Source organism: Pedobacter kyungheensis, from assembly GCF_000812965.1.
GTDB lineage: Bacteria > Bacteroidota > Bacteroidia > Sphingobacteriales > Sphingobacteriaceae > Pedobacter > Pedobacter kyungheensis.
This window is the reverse complement of record NZ_JSYN01000007.1, coordinates 90122-112007: the sequence shown is the minus strand read 5'-3', so window position 1 is coordinate 112007 and position 21886 is coordinate 90122. Positions and strand designations below refer to the sequence as shown.

10 protein-coding genes are annotated in these 21886 nt (G+C 38.9%); all 10 read right to left on the bottom strand.

Features of this window, described 5'->3' with window-relative positions; translation table 11 throughout:
• Positions 1 to 33: 33 nt before the first annotated feature.
• Positions 34 to 1524, bottom strand: a complete 1491-nt coding sequence (locus OC25_RS08410) for a RagB/SusD family nutrient uptake outer membrane protein (RefSeq protein WP_039474254.1) — start codon at positions 1522 to 1524, stop codon at positions 34 to 36.
• A 17-nt stretch (positions 1525 to 1541) separates the two neighbouring features.
• Complete coding sequence (locus tag OC25_RS08405) at positions 1542 to 4709, bottom strand: SusC/RagA family TonB-linked outer membrane protein (RefSeq protein WP_039474251.1); 3168 nt, start codon at positions 4707 to 4709, stop codon at positions 1542 to 1544.
• A 634-nt stretch (positions 4710 to 5343) separates the two neighbouring features.
• Positions 5344 to 6846, bottom strand: coding sequence for a RagB/SusD family nutrient uptake outer membrane protein (locus tag OC25_RS08400; RefSeq protein WP_052266060.1), 1503 nt, complete (start codon positions 6844 to 6846; stop codon positions 5344 to 5346).
• A 25-nt stretch (positions 6847 to 6871) separates the two neighbouring features.
• Positions 6872 to 10045 (bottom strand): SusC/RagA family TonB-linked outer membrane protein, encoded by a 3174-nt coding sequence (locus tag OC25_RS08395; protein ID WP_039474248.1) that lies wholly within the window; start codon positions 10043 to 10045, stop codon positions 6872 to 6874.
• Positions 10046 to 10275: 230 nt separating this feature from the next.
• A complete protein-coding gene (locus OC25_RS08390) occupies positions 10276 to 11241 on the bottom strand; it encodes a DUF1735 domain-containing protein (RefSeq protein ID WP_039474245.1) in 966 nt (321 codons plus the stop codon).
• A 31-nt stretch (positions 11242 to 11272) separates the two neighbouring features.
• Entirely contained in the window at positions 11273 to 12874 is a 1602-nt protein-coding gene (locus OC25_RS08385; protein ID WP_039474242.1) for a SusD/RagB family nutrient-binding outer membrane lipoprotein, read from the bottom strand.
• A gap of 10 nt (positions 12875 to 12884) precedes the next feature.
• Positions 12885 to 16010: a SusC/RagA family TonB-linked outer membrane protein gene (locus tag OC25_RS08380; protein WP_039474239.1), complete on the bottom strand. Its 3126-nt coding sequence runs from the start codon at positions 16008 to 16010 to the stop codon at positions 12885 to 12887.
• A 495-nt stretch (positions 16011 to 16505) separates the two neighbouring features.
• A complete protein-coding gene (locus tag OC25_RS08375; RefSeq protein ID WP_039474237.1) occupies positions 16506 to 16994 on the bottom strand; it encodes a lipid-binding protein in 489 nt (162 codons plus the stop codon).
• Between the two features lie 22 nt (positions 16995 to 17016).
• Positions 17017 to 18510, bottom strand: coding sequence for a SusD/RagB family nutrient-binding outer membrane lipoprotein (locus OC25_RS08370; RefSeq protein WP_039474233.1), 1494 nt, complete (start codon positions 18508 to 18510; stop codon positions 17017 to 17019).
• A 12-nt stretch (positions 18511 to 18522) separates the two neighbouring features.
• Positions 18523 to 21735 carry a SusC/RagA family TonB-linked outer membrane protein gene (locus OC25_RS08365; RefSeq protein WP_039474229.1) on the bottom strand — a complete coding sequence of 1071 codons (3213 nt, stop codon included), beginning with the start codon at positions 21733 to 21735 and terminating at the stop codon, positions 18523 to 18525.
• Positions 21736 to 21886: the final 151 nt, after the last annotated feature.

Below are 21886 nucleotides of genomic sequence, written 5' to 3'. Positions count from 1 at the left end.
GTACTTCGATCCCTTTTTTATGCCCATATGGATTTAAAAAGTATTAACCAGCGGGTTGGTATTTAATTCGCCTATCGGAATAGGGAAAGTATAACGTTGATCGGCAACCGGAATGGAAGTACCAGCACCAAATGATGGAAGTGGTGTCGCTTTTCTGGCTAGATCATTGTATCGGAATCCTTCGGCCAAAAGCTCAATTCTTCTTTCTTTTAAAATCGCGGCTTCTAATGCTGCTGGAGTAACCAACACGCCATACACAAAGCTTGCATCTGAACGCGTACGAACAGCTTGCAATAAAGCTTTCGAGCGGATTAAGTTACCTCCTGGCGCCAAGGCTTCTGCCTCAGCAACATTTAACAACACTTCTGCATAGCGGATCATCGGCACAAAATCGGTAAACGGCGATACGGCACCGTATTTAATCGGATACGAATGCAATACACCTGAGATGGTTGCATCCTGGGTTAACTGCGATTTTCTGGCATCACTTGTTGGCCAAATCGGATCAGCATAAATACCGGCACCTGTTTTATTTAGCGAATACTCCAGGTTTCCATTGCCTGCCCAGCTATAGTAATATCCGAGCTGGTTTTGCGTGCCTGGGGCATTGGTATCGGCCATTGGGAAAGAGAAGATAGATTCGGAAGTGGTAAACGGTGCCTGGAATACACTTACAATGCTAGGCTGTAAAGCATGGGCAGTACGGGCCGAATTGGTAAACGGTGCAACTTGCGGTACCAGCTTATTGCCTTCTTCCAACACTTTTGCATAATTACCCATCGCTAAATACACACGGGTTTTTAAAGCAATAGCACTGTTTTTATGTGCACGCGTGGTACGCAATAAAGGTGTACTGTAAGTATCGGGCAAACCAGCTTCTGCTTCGTCCAGATCTTTAATAATCTGCGCATAAATGGCTGCAACAGTACTGCTCTTAAGCGCATTATTGGCCAAAGATGTTTCTGGTGTTAAACGGAGTGGCAAACCTCTTGAAGCACCGTTATCGGTAACATAAGGCTTTGCAAAAATCTGTATTAAAGCAAAATAGTTTAACGCCCTGATAAACTTAGCCTCACCGGCATAATTGGCATTAAGCGCAGCTGTTAACACGGTACTGTTTTTAGACAACCCGTCCAGAAAAAGATTTGCCCGGTTAATGGTTAAATAAGCCTGCGAAAAGAAACTCGCTACATAAGTATTGGTTGAGTTATTGGTGCCCTGATAAACATCATAACCCGTAACCCCGTTGCCCGTTCTGTTTACAAATTCTTCTGCCCTGATATCGTTATAAATCAGGTACCGGCCACCAAATAACGAACCCGATTTAGATGATACATACAAGCCATTTACCTGACCTAAAATACGGGTAGGATTTGCAAATGCATCCTGATCCGGAAGGGTAAGTTCGGGAGCCTTTTCTAAAAATTCTTTTTTGCAGGAAGCAATACTTCCCACCAAAGGAATTGCAAGTATGGCTGCTGTAGCCAACTTCAATTTATATGTTTTGATATGAAATAATTTCATGGATATGCTGATTAATGTTATAAACCTAAACTAAGACCAAATGTAAACGACCTGCCCTGAGGGATTGAGTTACGCTCTACGCCACTGGCCAGGTTACTGTTACCATTGGTTGAAATTTCGGGATCGACACCGGTATAATTGGTGATCAGGAAAGCATTATTTACCGATGCGTAAACACGCACGCTATTAATGCCTGTTTTTCCAAACACACTTTTTGGAATGCGGTAACCCAAAGTTGCAGCCTGCAAACGCAAGAAATCACCTTTTTCCACATTGGCATCAATGGCAAACGACGAGCCGTTTGAAACGTTATCGCCATATACTACCCTCGGAATATTGGTTTGCTGACCAGGGGTGGTCCATGCATTTAAAACTTCAGTTGAGTTGTTCCAAACGCGCTGATCTAATAAACCGGCACGCGAACCATTGTAAATGTAGTTTCCACCAGAGAAAGTAAACATCAGGTTTAAATCGAAATTGCCGTAGTTTAAAGTATTATTGAAACCACCATACCATTTAGGCAGTGTTCCGCCAATCACCTGCGCATCGCCTGCAGGAGATGGGGCAGGTGTACCATCCAGGTAAGTCCAGGCATTGGCACCACCAAAATGCAGGTATTGAACTTCGCGTCCGGCTGCATTGATGTAGATTCTGCGACCGTTAGCAGGGTTTACGCCATTAGTTCTAACAGCATAAATACTACCTATCGATTCGCCAACACGGGTAACACTTGCCGACTCTAAACCGCCGGTTGTACCGATAATTTGCGACACATTCGGATCTAAGGCCGTTACCTCATTTTTAATGGTGGTAAAGTTTAAGTTAGCAGTCCACGAGAATTTCTCGGTTTTAACTGGTGTACCTCCTAATGCAAACTCGAAACCCCTGTTGTACATAGAGCCAACATTGGCAAGGATAGTACCTGCCGGATCGTTCGGAATACCTTTTGATAAAGCCTGAGGCACGTTTAATAATAAATTGTTGATGTCTTTTTTGAAATAATCGGCTTCAAAGGTTAATCTGTTATTAAATAAAGCCAGGTTTAAGCCGATATCTAATTGGTTACTGGTTTCCCATTTCAGCTCTTTATTACCTGCCTGACCAAAAATCCAGGCAAAAGGCGTTACGCCATAAAGTCCGGGGCTATAAGTGGTGTACTCACTATATGCAGGCACATTAGCATTACCCACACGACCATAACTTGCGCGTATTCTCAATGAATTTACGGTTTTACCCAGTGTCGAATTTTTAAAGAAATCTTCTTCTGAGATTGTCCATCCAACCGATCCGCCACCAAAGTTACCCCACTTATTTTCTGATGATAGGGCAGAGTTACCATCTCTTCTGAAGTTTGCACTTAGATAGTATTTACTTTTGTAATTATAGCTTGCGCTTGCCAGATAGGCCTGAAATGCCATTTCGTTTATTCCGTTACCGCCAGGTACATTGGTAGTAAATGTTCCCTGAAACTGATCGAAGAAAGTAGGATCTCCCAATCCCTGACGGATAGCTCCCCAGTTTTCGGTTCTGGTATTCTGAACATCGCTACCAATAGTCAGGTTTAAATTGTGTACGCCATTAAATGTTTTTTGGTACTGTAAGGTATTAATCCAGTTCCAGTTATTTCTACGGGCTGTATTGTTATAGGCATAACCATTAAAAGAATATCCATCACCCTGAAGTGGGTTCCAGAACTGGATGTTTTCGGTATTGGCTCTTTCCCATGAGAAATTAGACCTGAAGTTTAAGCCTTCAATAATTTTAAAATCAGCCCCTAAATTGGTTAAAAAACGGTTGTTTTCTGAGCTATTCACATCTTTATCAACCAATACGGTTGGATGCGCCCAGGTACTGGTAATAAGGTTTGCGCCGTTGCCTACGTTATTGGCTGAGATATTATAGCCACCTGCAGCATTGTAAACCGGAACGTTTGGTGCAATAGCAATGGCTATACGACCTAAACCCGATGAGTTGAACGCTGCACCCGGAGCCGAACCACTGTTAGGCGCTCTATTAATGCTATTGTTATAATTCACGTTCATGCTTAAGCTTAACCAATCGGTAGCTTTATGCGTAGCATTTATGCGGGCAGAATATCTTTTGAAAGTGTTATTTTTCAAGAAACCATCCTGGTCAGAAAGTCCGCCAGATAAATAATAAGTTGTTTTGGCTGTACCACCACTTAAAGTTACATTGTGGTTTTGAGATTGTGCTGTTCTGTAAACCTCATCGTACCATTTGGTATCAACCAAAGATCCATCTGGATTATAGCTCGGAAAGAAGCTTTTGTTGTTGGCATCTCTTTGCGATGCTGGAACTGCGTTTGGATTTAAAGTCAGGGCATTTGCAATGGCTGTGTTTTTACTATCCATAAATTGCTGTGCATTTAACAGCTCAGGCAAACGCACGGCATTATTTATTCCGTACCAGCCATCGTAAGTAATTTTAGCATCGCCGCTTTTTCCTTTTTTGGTGGTAATTACCAATACACCTGCTGCAGCCCGCGAGCCATAAAGTGCTGTAGAAGCTGCATCTTTTAAGATATCGATCGTTTCGATGTCAGATGGGTTAATATCGCCCAGTGGATTATTGGTTGCAGAGTTTGCAGAAGCATCGGAAGTTGGAAAAGGAATTCCATCTACTACGATGAGCGGGAAAGAACTTAATGAAATTGAACTTACGCCCCTTACCCGGATCACCGGAGGGTTGTTTAACAAACCGTTGGGCTGGATAATGCTTACCCCTGCAGCCTGCCCGGTTAAGCCCTGCACGAAACTTTGAACAGGTTTGTCTTTTAAATCCTCACCTTTAACGCTTGCTGCAGAACCGGTAAAGTCTCTCTTTTTGGTGATTCCGTAACCTGTAACAACAACATCTGATAATGTTTTAGCATCGCTCAATAAGCTTACATTAAGCGTGCTGACAGCTCCAACAGCTTTGGTTTGACTGATATAGCCTATAAATGAAAACTCAAGTGCACTAGCCCTCCCTGTAACGCGAATAGTATACTTACCATCGGCGCCGGTTATAGTTCCTCCTGTTGCACCCTTAATTTTAACACTTACGCCTGGGAGTGGAAAACCATCTTCCTGGCCCGTAACGGTTCCTGTGATTGTCCGGTCTTGCGCTATTGCAGAGCTTGCAATAAACAGCAATATGAACAAACTCTGTAGAAGTTTTTTCATAGAAATTTTAGTTTAGTTAATTAAATGATTGTTAATAAAGTAATTGGTGTTTGTTATCTGTTTTTGATTGAAAATTATTTTTACGACGACTATTAACTATTATAACAGCTATATAATTAATCAGCTGTTAAAATCAACACAAAAAACTACTTTAAATGTCTGTTATACATTTAATAATCGAATGATTAGTTGTGATATAAATAATGTGGATCTTCTCTGGCCGTAATCAGGCCAATAGTTGCTCTATAGCGGGTTATTGCTCCGGCTGCAATGAACTCCGGTATGAACAACTCCGGTTGGAGTTTTTTCATGAATTAGTTTAGTTTTAGGTTAACAAGCTGTCAATATAAAACTAAGTATTTCGTAATGCAAATTTTACACGAAAAAACAATAAGCTATAATTTTGTGATCGCGCGGAAATAAGGATAGAAATCCACGTAAAATCAGCCACCACACGTTCAAAACAAAGAAAATTAATGTAATTATTTAATTATCAACAAAATGAATTAAAACAAATAAAATACAATTACATTAAAATGGGATTAGAAACCAGAGCAGATAACATACTGTGGATCAAACAAAAAAGGGTGTCCATAAATTATGGACACCCTTTTTAAAGCATATAAATCTAAAACTATGGATTTTGAGGCCCGATGTTCGGATTTGCGTTTATTTCATCACGAGGGATAAGGAACAAGAACCTTACGTCGCCTGCCGGAATAGCCATAACGTTACTAACCGAAGTGGCTACGTAGTTTGGTACCGCATTTCTGTTAAGCGGCAAGTTAAGACGTTTCAAATCCAAATACCTGAAACCTTCTCCCCACAACTCAACCCTGCGGTTAATCATGATTTCATCTATAAGCGCTGTACCGATTTTAATGCTCTGAATAGCGCTTAAATCTCTTTTAGAAACTAAAGCGAAGAGCGCAGCTTGTGCTAAAACATCCTGACCATTTCTGGCATATGCTTCAGCTAAAATCAAATGCATTTCTGCACTTCTCATCCATGGCACATCGCCCAAAGAAGGATCACCTACTGTTTTTACCGAAAATTTTCTGCTCATATAAGCTCTTCTGGTAAACGAGGTAGTTGGTAAAGGAAAGTTAGCAGCCGTTGGCGATGGTTCCCACATTTTCTTCCTTACGTCTGTAGCAGAAATCTGATCGTACAATGCAGAATTAATCATTTTAGGCGTACCACGCATGTAAGTTGTGTTTGCATTATATGCAATCTGAGCATAATAAGAGCCAAAAGTATCTCCCTGCTCGGTAGTTGGCATAGCGCACCACATAAACTCCGATAACCCGTTGTTGTTAAAGCCGCTTTGATAATCTGTCTGGCTCATTAAAGGATACTTACCGCCATCAATTACATCTTTGGCATATTTAATTGCGTTAGGGTAGTCCTGCATGGTTAAGGCAACCCTTGCTCTTAGTCCTTTAGCCACCCATACGTCGGCGTGGGTTTTATTTGTTTTAGTGGTAACATTTAAAGCTATTGCTTTGTCCAGATCTGAAATAATCTGAGTGTAAACCTGCTCAACCGAAACACGTGGTTTAGCAATATCAGCAGATGTTAACACCAGAGGAACAGCCAATTGGTTATTCGGTTTCGCCGATGCATCATACCGGGTACCATAAAACTGAACCAGATAAGAGTAAGCATAAGCCCTAATCGTGTAGGCTTCGGCTTTAATTCTGTTTTTTTCCGCGTCAGTTCCGGTAGCGGCATCAATATTGTCTAAAATATAGTTTGCATTGTTGATCATCCGGTAAAAAGTACGGTAGTAATAAAGGTTACTGGCATGTGTATCTGTACGTGGAGAAACATAATTGCCTTCGCCGGTAGAGGTAAACCAGGTAGCATTAGCCTGATGAACATCTTCTCCCATAAAATCGATACCCAACAAGATACCAGCTACACCAGGCTTGCCTTGGGCATTTGAAGTTGTTGTGGTAGTTCTGGTAAACATATAGGCATAAATACCGTTTAATACAGCATTAGCATTCGTGGTCGAGGTGAATACTTCTTCTAAGGCAACCTGATCGGTTGGTTTAGTTTGAAGATATTCTTTTTTACAGCCTGTTGCTAATACAGTTGCCAACAAGCCGGTATATAATAAAATCTTTTTCATATCTCTATCTACACTTATTTAAATATTATAATGATAAGTTAACCCCAACGCTGATTGTACGGCTTTGTGGATAGGTATTTCCATTCACGCCATCAAACGATTCTGTCGGATTTAAGCCTTTTCTCTTTGAATGAAGATATAAGTTCTCTCCAGTTACGAAAATACGGGCGCTCGGTACATCAATTGTTTTTAACCACTCTTTAGGAAGGTTATAAGATAAATTAATGTTACGGATGTTCCAGTAAGAAGCATCAATTAACCATCTGTTGGAGGTTGCATTGATATTTGTAGAGTTACCGTAATCTGCCCTTGGAATGGTTGCAGAGGTATTGCTTTGCGTCCATGAATTCAGGATATCTTTATGTAATGCACTACCAAATGAACCGGTACTCATTAAACCCTGATAAACACCATCGTAAGCTTTTCCACCAATTTGATAGTTAATCAAAACGGACAATGATAATCCTTTATAGCTAAAGCTATTGGTAAATGAGCCTGATAGATCCGGAATCGCTGTACCTGAATAATCAAATTTAGCAAAAGACTGGTTGGTTACATATTGAACACCATTTACTGTGCGGATATTTGCTGCTGCAGTTCCATCGGCAGGAATATAAAGGGCAGCACCATCCGAAGGATCCACGCCGGCATATTGTCTTAACCAATAGTCGTAAATACCATGCCCCGCTTCTCTCTTTTTGGTTCCGCTGATAATGGTTGGCGTTTCATCTGGTAGCTTGGTGATTTTATTTTTGAAAAATGTCCAGTTAGTCAACAAATTCCAGGTAAAATCCTGAGTTCTTACGATATCTCCTGCAAGCTGGATTTCGAGGCCCTGATTGTACATTGAACCAATGTTACGATATACACTCGTTACCGCAGCTGAAAGCGGTTGCGGCACACTGAAGATCAAATCATTAACGTTTTTCCTGTAAAAATCAACCTCGCCATATAATCTTTTTCCAAAAAATGAGAAGCTAACGCCTGCATTAAATGTATTTTGCTTTTCCCAGCTTAAATCCGGTGTAGCAATTGAGGCCAAAAGCACACCACCTTCGGTATTACTGTTAGAACCCAGGTCGAAAAATGCCCTGTCCCCGTAGTACCTGCTGTTTCCATTAGCATCAAGTAAAGCATTATTACCTACTTGTCCGTACGATGCTTTAATTCTTAAGTCATCAATCCAGCTTGTATTCTTTAAGAAACTCTCTTTGTTAAGCGCCCAGGAACCCCCAACAGAGAAGAATGTACCCCATCTTTGATCTGGCGAAAATCTCGAAGAACCATCACGCCTTAATGAGGCATCTAAGAAATACCTGTTATCATAATTATAGCTCGCTTTCGATAAAAAAGACTCGATTTTATCGTTATCAGCCCTACCATAAGAACTTGAAGCTGATACAAAGTTGGCCAACTCAGTATTTCCCTGAGCAACCAGGTTTGTACGGTCTGCCTGAAAAGTACGGTAATTATAGCTGTAGTTCTCGTGACCAACTAAAGCAGAAATATGGTGTAAACCTAAGGTTTTATCGTAACTTAACAATTGGTTAAAAGTGTAAGACCTAATGGTATTATTGCTTTGAAACTTGTAACCATTTGTACCTGCACCATCACCAACTAACGGATTCCAAAACTGGTCTGTATTGTTATTTCTTAAGTCCATGCTAATTGTTGGTGTAAACGTGAAATCCTTTAAAAATTTCACTTCAACAAAGGATCTTGCGCTAATTAAACTTCTTCTATAGGCGTTATCATTCAGCATGGTTTCATATACTACGTTCCGACCAGGAGAAGCTCCTGCAGGACGATTAATGGCTCCCGGATGAATACCATAATCGTACCACTGCGCACCAGTAATCGTATTCATAATAGGATTACCCGAAGCATCAAATGCGTGAACCGGATAAATTGGACCGATACCGCGTGCAAAACTAAACGCATTAACAAAACTTGATCCGTTACCAGTTGAGGCATCACTGGCGATATTCGCATCAGACATTGCTCCCGACAAGTTCAACCCGGTTTTTAACCATGGTCTAAGCTTAGTATTTACATTAACCCTGGCATTAAACCGTTGAAAATCGGATTTTAATAAGAATCCTTTATCATTCAGATAACCCAAAGAGACAAAATAATCTGTTTTATCATTACGACCTGATGTACTGATATTGGCATCGGTCCTGTTTCCTGTTCTTTGCAGTGGCTTGTACCAATCAAAATCATTGTACATCAACGAAGCATTAGGGTTTAATTTACCATCAGTTCCAACCAATTGGTTCGCCGGAACATTAAATGGATTATAAACTAAATTGGTAGCCACATCTGTACTCGCTTTTGCCGAAGCTGCCGCTTCATTTAATGGCGTGGTAGCAGAATACATCAGGTTATTTTTAATTGCCTGCCAAACTGCAGGATAATACTCGAACGTATTTAAACGATCATACTCAGGGATTCCTCTTGTAGACCAGCCCTGATTAAAGTTTACATTAATAGTGGGATTGGCATCTCTACCTTTTTTAGTAGTAATAATAATCACACCATTTGCTCCTCTTGAACCATATAATGCAGAAGATGATGCATCTTTCAAAACTGACAGGCTCTCGATATCATTCTGGTTGATATCACCAATACTACCGTCATAAACAGCACCATCCAAAACAATTAGCGGACTGTTTGATGAGGAATAAGAACCAAAACCACGAATCCTGATCCCGGCGCTGTTTCCTGGCTGACCATTGGAGGCAACAACAGAAATACCCGGTGCAGATCCCTGCAAAGCTGCTGTTAGGTTCGTAACGGTTCTTTTCTCTAAATCTTTAGAAGTGATATTAGAAACCGAACCTGTAATTGCTTCTTTCTTTTGTGTACCGTAAGCCACAACTACAACGTCACTCAGATTTTTAGCATCGGGTACCAATGCAACATTTAATGTGTTGGAAGAAGTAAGATTAATTGTTTTGGTGGCAAATCCAATATATGAAAATTGGATCGCGTTAACCGAAGCACCTACCTTAAGGGTAAATCTTCCGTCTCCACCAGTTACGGCTACCGCCTGCGCACCCAGCGCCTTAACACTTACACCAGGAAGCGGAATATTATCTTCCGTTGATGTTACTGTTCCATTAATAGTTCGTTCCTGCGCCATAGCAGAAAATGCGAGAAGCATCAATACGAACAAATTTTGTAGAAGTTTTCTCATGAAAAATGATTTAGTTAATTAATATTTCATCTAAACTACAAATTATTATTTTGTAATACAAATATTACAAAATAAAACTATTTTAATACGAATTGACACCAAAATAAGCAACAAAAGTTCTTCATGTAAATCCTTATCATATAGAGAGGTTTCGCAAATAATTTAAAATAGCATGCAATAAAAAAAGGGATGCCTTTTGGGCATCCCTTTAAAAACCAAGTCAATCCAGACTATCTGGCTGCTTTGTAGGTCCATTTTTCGTAAAAGAATGTTCTATCAACTCCATTTTGAACCATGATATAACTTACCTGCAATACTTTTGTATCTCCATTAACAGTAAATTTGTTAACCCCAGATGGATTTAACCTTGCCGACCTTCCACTAGAATTAGTTCCTTGTCCAAAATAATTAGTTACACTAACTACATTGCCCGCATCGTCCATATTAAAAATTGGGCTAAAGTTTCCGTAACTAGATGTTGAAGTTCCGCTCTTTATAGGGTGCGCGTAATTATTGGCTGCATAGCGGCCATCGTATTCTGTTACTGAACTTGCACCTGTGGTACGTAATTCTTGCTCTATAGGATAGTACCCTACCAGCGTTGAGGATGTAGCATCAAACATTGGTGCAGTTTGGTCAAGAGTGTAAATACCATCGTATTTGTTTTTAGCACCTAATGCCACCACTATTGTTCCAAAATTACCGCTAATAATCCCTGTTGATGCAGAACTTATTTTAAAACCCAAAGCATATGCTGCATTCAAGTCAAATTGATCAGGTTTTACATTGATTGTAAAGCTTGCAGTTCTTTGACCTTTCGGGATTACCAAATTTAGCGATGTTAAAGAATAAAGCGTAGTTGGTAATGGTGTATATGATTTTGTATTATCGCTGTTGTACTTTGTAATTGCATCAGGCGCTAAATCAACTTTCACAGCTATGTCTTCAGGTGCTACGTCTACTCCAGAATAGGCTACCTCTATAACAGTGCTTCCGGTAGGTTTAATATCAAAGTTTTTAATATATAAAGGATATGTACTGGTAGTACCAGAAGCAATATGATCCGGATTCAAAAATTCAATGATATTTTTTGTTGCACCAGGAGCATCAGGCCCTATTATTGAATCATCTTTCAAGCAAGAGCTGAATCCTGTTACTATTAATCCTAAGACTAATAAATTTATAATTTTTTTCATGACTTAATTTTATGAATGTTTAAAATAACAATTATTTAGCCCAAAATATTTTACTTGAGTATTTATTTATTGCTGGTACATTCGCTGCATTATATTTGAATTCATTTGCAGGATACTGAATTCTGGTTGGTAATTTATCTGCTGCACTTGATTCTGAAACGATAGAAACGAACGTATCATTCTTGGCTGTTCCAGGTAAAATCTTTGGATAGCCTGTTCTTCTATATTCATTCCATGCTTCATGTCCAAATATCATATTTAAAGCAACGTACTTTTGTGTAATAATGGCTTCAAGTTTCTGGTCGTCAGTTAAAGCCAAATCAAAATTTGCTAAAGGGCTAGCAGCATTTGCAATAAGATATTTAGCAGGATCGCCCTGGTTTGCAACAGGAAGTGTAATATCTGTTGAAAGATTATAAGTTGAAGGAACCGCGCCTGTATTATCTTTATAAAGATATTTAAATGACGAAGCAATTCCATTGATGAAGTTATTCTTAGCTGTTCCTGCAACCAAACCTTTAACATTGGCTTCAGCTTGTAAGAAGTAACTATCCGCAGCCAACAGAATTGGTTGTCCGGCATCAGGTCCTTTTAAAATACCAACTTTAGCAGCTGAAGTAGCTGAAGGGCTCGCTGTTGCGCTTACAAACCAAGAGCTTGGTGCTTGTCCTCTACCTGCATCTGAATTTTGATAACCTAACTGATTTGTCGGGGTTGCTGTACCAGAAATATAAACAGCCTTTGCTCTTGCTGCATCTTGAAGCTTAATACCGTTATAAAACGTCATGATATACGCACTAGGCGCATATTGACTAGCAGCACCAACAGCTGTTCCTGAAGCACTATAAGCCCATGCATTCCACATTGGGTTTTGCTTATTGTCTGTTTTAGCGTAAACTGGTTGTACAATTGCATCTTCAGTTAAAAAGCCAACAGCACTATCAAATGTAGTATTTGTAAAAGTAACTTTTCCTGTTCCTTTAAGCACTAATCTCAGTTTTAAAGTTTGTGCAAAAGCGGCCCATTTCCCTAAGTTACCATTGAATAATGGATCTGCTGTTACAAATAATTTAGAACCTACACCTGTACCAGCAGCTTTAAACGTAGTAATAGACTGATCTAATAAATCAACTAAGCTTTTGTAAATATCTGTTGCCTTATCATATTTTGGCTGCAATTTAGAATCACCTTGTAAAGCTTCTGAGTATGGCACATCATTATAAGTGTCAACTAGCAAAGCATAATTATACGCCTTTAGCGTTTTGGCAGCAGCATTGAATTCTTTGTAGGTTGCATTTCCTTCAGAATTAGCAATTACATACTGAACATCAGTTAAAATATCGTAAGTAGTTGCCCAAAGTCCTGCAAAATCACCAGTATTCCAGTTGTAAGAAATAATACCTCCCCAACCGCTTACTCCACCTCCATTTGTAAAATATCCTACCTGTTGTGCTCCCATTGTATTATAAGCAGGCATACTATTAGCCGTCGCTACAATAGCATTAGGCAAAACCAAATCCACAGTAGCTACTGTAACTGAATTGGGATTGGTGTTGATATCTAAATCCTTTTTACAAGAATAAACAGACACCAACATTGAAAATCCGAATATATATTTAAAAATTCTTTTCATGTCTTTATTATTATAGGGTTAATGTTAAAGTAGCTCCATAATATCTTGATGGTGGAGTTTGATTTAAATTGGTCAAACCAATAGCATTACCACTGCTCGATCCGTTACCATCACTATATTCTGGATCGGTATATACGTTTGTTTTAGGCAAGAAAATAAATAAGTTTCTACCTTGAACACTGATCCTTGCTGCTTTAACAACTTTAGATTTTGCTAAGAATGCTGCAGGAACATCATATGATAAAGATAACTCTCTAATTTTCCAGAAAGCACCAGAAGTAACATAGTTTTCGTTAATTCCAGTTCTTGGTCCTGCAATAGTCCAGTAACCAGGACCACCATCACGCACAGTAATATTGGTATTGGCTACATAAGTGTTTGTAGCAGGATCTAAATAAGACGAGTTAGGGATAACAAAACGATCACGGTTGTAAGCTGCAGAGTTTATACCAGCACCACTGAAATCAAATGTACTACCTGCCGCGTTATAAATAACGTTACCACCGCGATATTCACCAGATCCATATAGGTTAAATCCTTTATAGTGAATGTTCACATTAACACCTAAAATATGTTTAGCATTAGCTTGTCCCAAAATGCTGATACCAGTAGTAGCAGAAGGATAACCTGTAATTCTATCTACAATGATTCTTCCCTGATTGTCACGAACGTGAGTAGTACCCTGGATAACCGGGAATTGCTGACCAGCAATTGCATAAGAACCAACTGTACCGCCATACGCACCTAAAGTTAATTGACTTAAATCAGCACTGATGTAGTCAACTGTATTGTCATAATAAGCATAGTTAGTACCTAAAGTAATTTCCCAGTCGTTAGTTTTAAATGGCACTACATTTAAGCTGGTTTCCCAACCTTTACTTGTTGTTTGCCCTGCGTTCACTAAATAATTGGTGTAACCAGTTGTGCTCGATACTCCTGTTGGAACGGTTTGGTCTTTAGTTTTAGTGTTGTAATAAGTAGCTGTTAAACTTAAACGGCTCTGGAAGAAGCTCGTTTCGATACCATACTCGAACCCAGAAGTGATCTCAGGTTTTAAATCTTTAGATATTAAAGTATTTCCAACTGATAAACCACCTTGTCCGTTATATGGATAACCAGCACCTTGTCCAAATGTTGGCACTAAGTTATAAGCACCAATATTTACCTGACCTACTTTAGACCAACCACCTCTCAATTTAATAAAGTCGATTTCTTTAATATCTTTGATCGCTTCGATTGCATCAGAAGCTACAAATGATAATGTTGCACTTGGATAAAAGAACGAACGATTTTCAGGGGCTAATACGGATACCCAATCGTTACGACCAGTTAAGCTTAAGAAAAGATAATCTTTAAAGCCAATATCTAACTTACCAGATAAACCATAAGAACGCGTTAATGAATTACCTTCAGATGCTGTAGGATTATTTGTACTATTACCTAAGTTAAATACGCCAGCGGTTACCAAACCATTTACAGAAGCAGTTGTAGATTTTGATTGGTTCTGAATTAATTGACCCAATACCGTTAAATCAAATTTAAAATCATCCACCTTTTTCTGAGCATGACCAATGAAATCGGTAACGATATTAGTGGTATAGTTCATATTATCTGATACACCGCCCAATATATCCTGTTGTTTGTATTCACTGGAACCTGAAATTGATTTGGTATAATCGCTGTATTTGAAAATATCAGAATATGATTTAGAGGATTGGTTTTGAGTAGTTAAACCCACACGACCAGTAAAATCCAACCACTCTAAAGGCTTATACTTCAATTCTGCATTACCTAGGAAATAGTCATTTCTTACTTGTTGCCTGTAATTGTCAGCCAGGAAGTAAGGGTTATTGTAATAAGCATTATAGTAACCATTAGGATTAGCAAAAGGATTGTTTTTCCAATCTTTATAATCTGTTATTAATGCCTGAGATGGCGCGTTTAACAATACATTGTAAATAGAACCTGTTTGCGTAGTTAAATTCTGTCTGTTTTGAATATAGTTTGCAGAATAATTGAAAGTAATTTTATCCGAAACAATTCTAGTACCGCCAATTTTCACTGTTGCACGGTTGTATTTATCACCAGGGGTAGTTCCAGAAGCTTTCATGTATTGTGCAGAAGCATATAAACTTCCTTTATCATTACCAGAAGAAACTGAGAAATCTGTAAAATTAGTTACACCAGTATCCCAGAAGTCATCTTTACTATTGGTATAAGAATAAGGAACCATTTGAATTGATCCATCTGCTAACGGACGACCAATAGGACGAACTACACCATCAAAACGTGGGCCATATTGCTGATTTTCATAAGGCAGATAGATCTGCAAATCATTATCAGATCCTGATCCAAACTCTTTTTGTAATTTAGGGAAGAAAGCAACTTGCTCTAATGTAGTAGTATTACCAATCTTGATATCAAAAGAGCCATCTTTTTTACCTTTTTTAGTAGTAATAATTAATGCACCATTTGAAGCCGCAGAACCATAAAGCGCGGCTGCACTACTACCATTTAAAACGGTAATGTTTTCAACGTCATCAGGATTGATGTTACTCAAAATAGTGTTTGGCACAATTACATTATCCACCACGATTAAAGCCTGGTTATTACCTGTTAATGAGCGCATACCACGCAATACAACACGATAATTAGGGTTAACACCACTACCAACGCCCTGTATATTTAAACCCGCAACTTTACCAACCAAACCAGATACAACGTTAGTTGGTTTAGCTTGTGTAATTGAGGCATTACTTAATGTGGTTTGAGCAGCTCCAAGTTCTTTTTTACGTGCAGTTAAACCTGCACCTGTTACCACAACCTCACTTAACGACTTAGAATCTGCCTCTAAAACCACATTAATGGTAGAAGAGCCACCAATAGTTCTGTTCTGAGGGGCATAACCGATAAAAGAAAAAGTTAACACTGTAGATCCAGATGGAACTCTAACGGCATATTTACCGCTGGCATCTGTAACGGCTCCGCTTTGGGTGCCTTGTACCTTAACACTTACACCAGGGATCGGCAATTTGTCATCCGCAGAAGTAACTGTACCAGTTACGGTTCTTTCTTGAGCAAACGCAGAAAATGCGCAAAGCACAAGAATGAACAAACTTTGTAGAAGTTTTTTCATAATTTGAAAATAGGTTAGTTAATGATTATTTAATCGCTAAAATAGAGTTAGTTATGGTTAACACCAAATTTATTTTAACAATTTTTAACACTTTATACACAATAATGTCATAAAGCGCCTAAATGGCGTTTAAATGCATACAACAAACTATAAACTAGTCATTTAGTTTGAAAAACAAGCATGATTAAGCTTACATAATTTATAGTTATTGTTAAATAATTCTCTTATTCTAAGGCTATTTGTTGTTCAGTTTAACATGCTGTTTACAATAACTTTTTCATCAAAAACGACAGACAGCCTCTTGAAAATTAATCAAAGAGGCTGTCTGTGTTGAATATCTACAAATTTTGTTCTGTGGTAGCTAACTGCACCACGATCGTTAGAAGACCTCTGGCCAAATCAGATGCATTATCCACAGCAACAAAACTCTAAACGAATAAAGGACTCTTAAAAGAGTCCTTTATTATAAAAAATGGATACATTAAATCCTGATTATTAAGGTAGATCTTCCAAAAACCCTGTTTTATGATAACCACTGACCTTATAAACTGTACCACTTACATTTAGTTCAAAGTAAATAGAATCAGTTGGTGTTTTTGAAACAGGCCCTTTTGTTCCATTAGGAATAATTTTACCATTAGCAATAGTAAAAGTTGCCGGCCGACCTGCAGTAGTAGCAACGTTTGCTATATTGGCTCCAGAAAAAAGTTTATTGGGATAATCCACCCCTGTTTTTCCCTTAACTGCTAATACTACCGCTCCAGATTTTAAACCTGTTCCCTGCACCCACATTACGTTAGGCGTATTTTCTGATGTATTGAAAGTATACAAAGTAGAGTAAGAACCAGCCTGATTTACTTTAACATGCCAGTCTCCGGCCATATCCTGAACTGCAGTACCTCCTGGCTCAGGATCTTTTTTACAAGCACTTATTGCAACCGTAATTAGTGCAATAAAAATGAATATTATATTAATCTTTTTCATGATCTCAATTTATTGTTAACAATTATTTACCCCACCACACTTTAGTATAGATGGGAACCTGAGCAGGCGTATTAGAATTTCTGCTTTTCTCAAAATCCGGGTATACAAATCTCCTTGGAAAATTGCCCGCACCGGTTACACCATTTGGAGTGTAAACCAACTGACCAGGAATGTAACCTGCATCTGTTGAATAAACCGCGCTGGTTTTAGGATATCCGGTTCTGTTTTGCTCAAAGAAAGCCTCCAAAGCATGAGAACCAAATAGTGATGCCCATTTCTGAACAATAATCGCTTCCAGATTTACGTTTACATCAGCTGATGCGGGGTAAGCATAAGTTGTTGCAAGTAAAGTTGCTCCATTTAAGCCAAGCTTTGCAAATGCAGCCAAAACACCGGCATCATAAAGATCCTTTGCTCCGGCGCCTCCAAAATAACGTAAACGGGCTTCAGCCTGCATAAAATAAGATTCCTCTTTAGAAATTAATGGAACAGCATCAGTAGCATTTACCACCACATTAACAGCGTTATTATATTCTGGATGTGCTGCTGCCCCAAGGTAATCACCCTGGTTGATAGAAATCGGATCAGCTTCCCCAAAATACACCTCAGCTCTTGGATCCTGATTTTTCTTTAACCAGGAAGTAAATGTAACACTCGCTTTCAAGTTATCAGGAGTATTTAACCTTCTGAAATTATACTCGTAAAAAGGATTACTCTTATTAGGTACATCTATAAATATATCCACTTTAGCATCTTCATCAAGAAATTTTGCGCCATCCTGATAAAGCTTTAATATACCCGCTTGTGCTTCTGCAGGCTTGGCATTAACCATCCTTAAATACATTTTTAATTTTAAGGTGTTTGCAAATTTTTCCCAACTCGCCATAACATCTGCTGATGTTCCTTTTTTTCCAAAAACAAAATCCGTTTTAATCTGCGCATCTGTTAGTGGTGCTGTTTTATAATCTTTAGCTAATGCAGCATTAATTTCAGCAATTAATGAGGTATAAATCGTATAACCATCATCAAATTTAGGCTGAAGGTTTCCTCCCGCTTTAAGTGCCTCCGAGTAAGGAACTTTATCAAACAAATCTACCAATACTTCATAAGTATAGGCTTTCATTACAGTATTCATCAGGTTATATCTCCAATCCTGAGCTGCTACAGATTTACTTATACCCAATTGATAGTCGGTTAATGCGCCTGCAAATAATTCAGAGTAAGGCCCATTAATAAAATTAGAGGTTGCCTGAACATCGTAAGAATCAACCGTTCTAAACTGGCTCGAATTACTGTTTTGAGTCCAAAACTGCGCCCATAAACCGCCAATAATTGACAGGTCACCACCGGTTCTGGAAACAGTTGAAATTACTGCAGAGGGAAACAGGGTCTCAACCGTAGCAGATTCAACAGGGGGGTTATTAGGACTTTCATTAATGTCAAGTTTCTTACAACTCGTAACAATCAACAAAGTCGAAAAAGCTAAAACTTGCGTTTTTCTTAATATATTTTTCATAATCAGATGCGATTAAAAGGTTAAGTTTAAAGAAATACCCACATTACGAACGGAAGGCCCTGTTCTGAATTCTCCAAACTCACTGGTTAAATCATTACCAAAGTTAGAAACCTCTGGATCAATAGTTCTGTTCTCTCTTGGTAACCAGGTAATCAGGTTACGGCCATAAACAGTTAACGTAGCGCGATCCGCTCTGATTTTCTGAGCAATCGATTTTGGCAATGAGTAAGATAATGTGATATCCCTTACTTTTAAGAAGGTTTTATCTAAAATCCTGTCTTTATAGGCGACTGCTTTACCATTATTGGTATAATATAATGCATTTATGTTTCCTTCAGTAATAGGAGTCGTGTTCTCTACATAGCTTACACCACCACCAGGATTATTAACCTGCACGACTGAATTAGGAATGATAAAAGTTCTTCTATCATTGTACAAAGTTTTAATGTCATTACCTACGAAATTCAGCAAATCTGCTGTTCCCGAATAAAACACACCACCTTTACGATAATCTAAGGTAAAGCCTAAAGTAAACTGTTTAAATTTGAAAGAGTTAGTTAGCCCCATAATAAAATCGCGTTGCGAAGTTCCATAGCTTCCATTGTTATCAGCAAGTAACGGGAATCCATTACTACCAACAACGATTCTTCCTTGTGGATCATATTTGGCAACTGGTGCTTCCAAAACACCTAATGGCTGTCCAACTCTTGCTACAAACTGGGCATCGTAAGCCGTGTTTAAAATTAATTTGTCTAAGCCATCAGGTAGCTCAAGTACAAGGTTACGGTTTCTTGTAAAAGTATAGCCTATATCCCAGGTAAAGTTTTCACTTTTAACAGGCGTGCCGGTTAATGCGATCTCTACACCACGGTTACGAACCTTACCAAAATTTACTACTCTCGAAGTTACACCTGATGATGGTGCTGTTACAACCGGGATAATCTGATCTTTTGTCACACGGTTATAGTAAGAAACATCTAACCCTAAACGGTTATTAAAGAATCTTATCTCACCACCAAACTCTGTTTCAGTACTGATCTCAGGTCTGAGATCCGGATTGTTTAGTACATTAGAAACCGAGTAACCAGGTACGCCTGCAATCGGGAAGATAATGTTACCAAAACCTAATGCTGCACTTGTTCTCGATAAAGTATTGAAAATACGGTAAGGATCAGTATCACTACCAGTTTGACCAACTGCAGCCCTAACTTTCAGGAAGCTGATTTTAGCAGCAGATAAATCCCATGCATCCGAAAGAACTACAGCCAGGTTTGCTCCTGGATAAAAGAAACTTCTATTATTTGATGGAAGTGTAGAGCTCCAGTCATTTCTTGCATTTAATGTCAAGAAAGCATAGTTTTTATAGCCCAATGTAGCAGAAGCATAGGCGCCAAACAATCTTCTCTCACTCTCAGCACTTGTACTGGTTGGATCGTTTGCGCTATTGTTAATCTGATAAAAACCTGGGATGGCCAGATTTTCAACGCCTGTGTATAATGAGCGGTAACCCCGATCGTTATAGTTAACTCCAATTAACGCATTGATATCGAAATCTGTACCGAACTTTTTAGTAAACAATGCATTGAATTTCGAATCATATTCGAAATATCTTTCAGCACCCTCAACTACATTACCAACACTTTCTTGCCTTACTGCACCTTCATCATTTCCGCCGCCTGCCCAGCTACCAATTGCAGGATTGTTCTTGGCATTCCAGAATTTAGTTGCATTGTTGGTTAAATCTGCCCCTTGTTGGAACTGGAACGATAACCAGTCTGTAGCTTTGAATTTAACATCTACGTTCCCGTAAAAACGGTCGCTTTTGAAACGCGAACCATTCTCATAAACAGAATAATATGGGTTTTGCGCGAACGGAGAAAAATAATTATCTACATTGTAGAATTTATTATTGTAATCTTTAAAGTTGGTAAACGGATAATCTACCGGAATCTGTAGTAAATCTTCGTAAAATGACGATCCGATGCCTGATACCGCCTGACCAGTTTGAACCGCTCTGGTATTTTTACCCACATAATTTGCAGAAGCCGTTACTGTAAGTCCCTTGTATTTGGTTGAACCATTTAATGATAAGTTATTACGCTTATACATATCGTTCGAACCAGGTAAAATACCATCGCTATAGATGTTACCATAAGAAAGGTGGAAGGTTGACGTTTCGTTACCACCGCTTAGCGCCAGGGTATTGTTAAATTCCTGCCCGGTATCAAACGCATCACGGAAATTATCTTTAATAGCAACAAATGGCTTTGTTTCCTGATCGCCATTAATAATAGGCCCCCATGGTCTGGTCATGCCATCCAATTTTGGCCCCCAACTTCCGTTTTCAGCAAGCCAGTTTTGTTTACTCCAGCCTTGACCATATTGATCCTGAATGCTAGGAACAATGGCAACATTTGTAAAAGAAGCCGCTGAGCTCAGATCGATTTTTAAAGCTCCTGCTTTACCTTTTTTGGTTGTAATTAAGATTACACCGTTAGAAGCTCTTGAACCATACAATGAACTTGCTGCCGCCCCTTTAAGGATACTGATCGTTTCAATATCATTTGGATTGATATCGTTCGCTCCGTTTCCGAAATCGTAATTCTCAGAAATATCACCTACAGAGCCATCTGCTGATGTACCCCCAGGTCTTGAGTTGTTGATTGGAACCCCGTCAATTACATAAAGCGGTTGATTGTTTCCTCCAACAGATGAAAATCCCCTTAAAATTACTTTACTTGATCCTCCCGGCGATCCTGATGTTGTAGAAATATCAACACCGGCAACCTTACCTTGCAAACCCGCAACGGCATTGGTTGGTGCGCCTCTGTTAATGTCTTCCGTTCCAACCTGTGTTGAAGAATAACCTAAGGTTTTCTTTTCTCTTGAAACACCCAAGGCCGTAACAACTACTTCTCCAAGTTGCTTAGAATCCGATGTTAAAACTACGTTAATTACGGTTTGAGAACCAATCTCCCGTGTTAGTGTTGTAAAACCAATAGATGAGAATTCCAATGATTTTGCTGTTGATGGAACTTTTAATGTGTACTTTCCACTAGGATCCGTCGATGTTCCTAATGTTGTTCCTAGTACCTTAATGCTGACTCCAGGAATGGGCAATTTGTCATCTTGCGCCGTAACAGTTCCTGTGATTGTTCGATCCTGCGCTATTACATTGATTGCAATAAGCATGAGAATGAACAAACTCTGTAAAAGTTTTTTCATAGTAGAAATAGGTTAGTTAATGTGTAAAATAATACGCTAAATTAGAGTTAGTTAATTCCTCAAGCAAATTATTTTTAACGTTTTTTAACTAATCCTGTCTTAAATACCCCCTAAGGCCAATTTTGCAAGCGTAACTTTTTTGTTAACTAAA